The sequence below is a fragment of the Frankia canadensis genome (assembly GCF_900197875.1).
Classification (GTDB): domain Bacteria; phylum Actinomycetota; class Actinomycetes; order Frankiales; family Frankiaceae; genus Frankia; species Frankia canadensis.
In genome coordinates, this window is record NZ_FZMO01000394.1 from 1 (window position 1) to 1,937 (window position 1,937).

At 59.9% G+C, this 1,937-nt stretch carries 1 protein-coding gene; it reads left to right on the plus strand.

The annotated features are described in order from the left end of the window. Positions 1-591 precede the first annotated feature (591 nt). Complete coding sequence (gene ltrA, locus C1A33_RS24505; protein ID WP_101833696.1) at positions 592-1,869, plus strand: group II intron reverse transcriptase/maturase; 1,278 nt, start codon at positions 592-594, stop codon at positions 1,867-1,869. Positions 1,870-1,937 lie beyond the last annotated feature (68 nt).

Genomic DNA, 1,937 nt, shown 5'->3' on the forward strand with positions numbered 1-1,937 from the left:
TTGGTGTGTCCTGAAGGGAACTGGATGAGGTTCTGAGGTAGAAGATGGAATGCTCGTCAGCGACCATGCTGTTGCGGAGATGAAGGTAGGTCCTTCGATATCGGCATACAGGTGCTGGTATCAAACCGCCACGAGCTGCTGTGGTGAATGAGTCATGGTGGTGAACGTCCGTGGAAAAGCCGCCGGGAGAGGCGGCAGGTGTGAGCCAAGAAGGCGAACGAGAGTGAACCATCGACGACGTGTCGTTATTCTAGATGACATCAGAACCAGGGTCTTAATCCTATCCTGGGATAAGTCGGAGGGGGACCTGTTTACTGCTCTGGCGGTGTCCGGCATGAAGATGGCGCGAGCTTGGCTTGGGCTCTGCAACGGAACAGGAGAACTCCTCGGCCCGACACGGGCCCCGCGGATTGGAGCGGGAACCCACCGGAAGACCGGCAAGCGGCTAATCCGCGAGTCGCAGAGTACCGGGTGCGGGCCAGGAGGGCGGAACGTCCCGCAGTAGTGACGAAGCGCCTGTAATGGGCGCGGAGCGAAGGGGACGTGCCGTCGAGTGTCGTCCAGCGATCAACCAGAAACGGGAGGAATTGCGTGGACGAGACAAGACCAGCAGGAAAATCGTTTGACATTCCGAAGACGTTGATATGGAAAGCATACCTGAAGGTCAGTGGCAACAAAGGTGCGGCAGGGATTGACGGGCAGTCTCTAACGGAGTTTGAACAGAATCTTCGGAATAGCCTGTTCAAGCTCTGGAACAGGATGTCGTCGGGGAGCTACTTCCCGGAGCCGGTGAAAGCTGTCTCCATCCCGAAGTCAGATGGTGGCACCCGGATCCTCGGGGTGCCCACCATCGCCGACCGGATAGCGCAGACAGCCGTGGCCATGATCCTGGAGCCGGAAGTGGACCCAGTGTTCCACCCCGACTCGTACGGTTATCGGCCAGGGAAGTCCGCGCTGGACGCGGTGGAGGTGTGCAAGCAGCGGTGTTGGCGACGTCCTTGGGTTGTCGATTTGGACATCCAAGGGTTCTTCGACAGCGTTCCGCACGCACAGATCGTCGCTGCGGTGGAGAAACACACGAACTTGCCATGGGTTGTGCTGTACGTGAAACGGTGGCTTGTCGCGCCGGTTCAGTACCCTGACGGCAGCTGTGTCACTCCTGTTAAGGGAACTCCACAGGGGTCGGCGATCTCACCGTTGTTGTCGAACCTTTTCCTGCACTATGCGGTGGACGCCTGGCTCGCCAGGAAATTCCCGGTGGTGTGGTTCGAGAGGTACTGCGACGACATCATCCTGCACTGCTACAGTCAACGGCAGGCGAGTTACCTTCGCAGTGTCGTTGAGAAGCGGCTGCTGGAGTTCGGGTTACGCTGTAACCCGGATAAGACCCGGATCGTCTACTGTAAGCAGGACGGGCGCGACGAAGAACACCCGGTAACAAGCTTCACGTTCCTGGGTTTCGATTTTCGCCGCGCGCCCATCCGGCGACGGGACGGCGTGCTGATGTGCGGGTTCGTCCCTCTGGTCGGCAAGTCGGCGCTGAAGTCGATGGCGCGGGTCATCCGGCAGTGGAAGCTGGGTCGGTGGACCAGTGCGAGCCTTCGGGACCTCGCCGCGATGGTCAATCCCATTGTGGCAGGCTGGATCGGCTACTACGGGCGCTTCTACAAGTCCAGGCTGATGCGCTTCCTGAAACAGCGAATCAACCCCTTCCTGGTGAAGTGGGCTATGCGGAAATACAAGCGACTGCGTCGAGCGAAAGGACGGGCTCGTCGGAAGCTGGCCGAGATAGCGTCAGCGTCTCCGGCGATTTTCGCTCACTGGAAGCACGGCGCGAGTCCTGCTGGTTCGACGGTGGGAGCCCGGTGACGGGAGACTGTCACGCCGGGTTCTGAGAGCAGCGGCGGGTGAGATTCCCGCCGCTGACTCACCTCGTT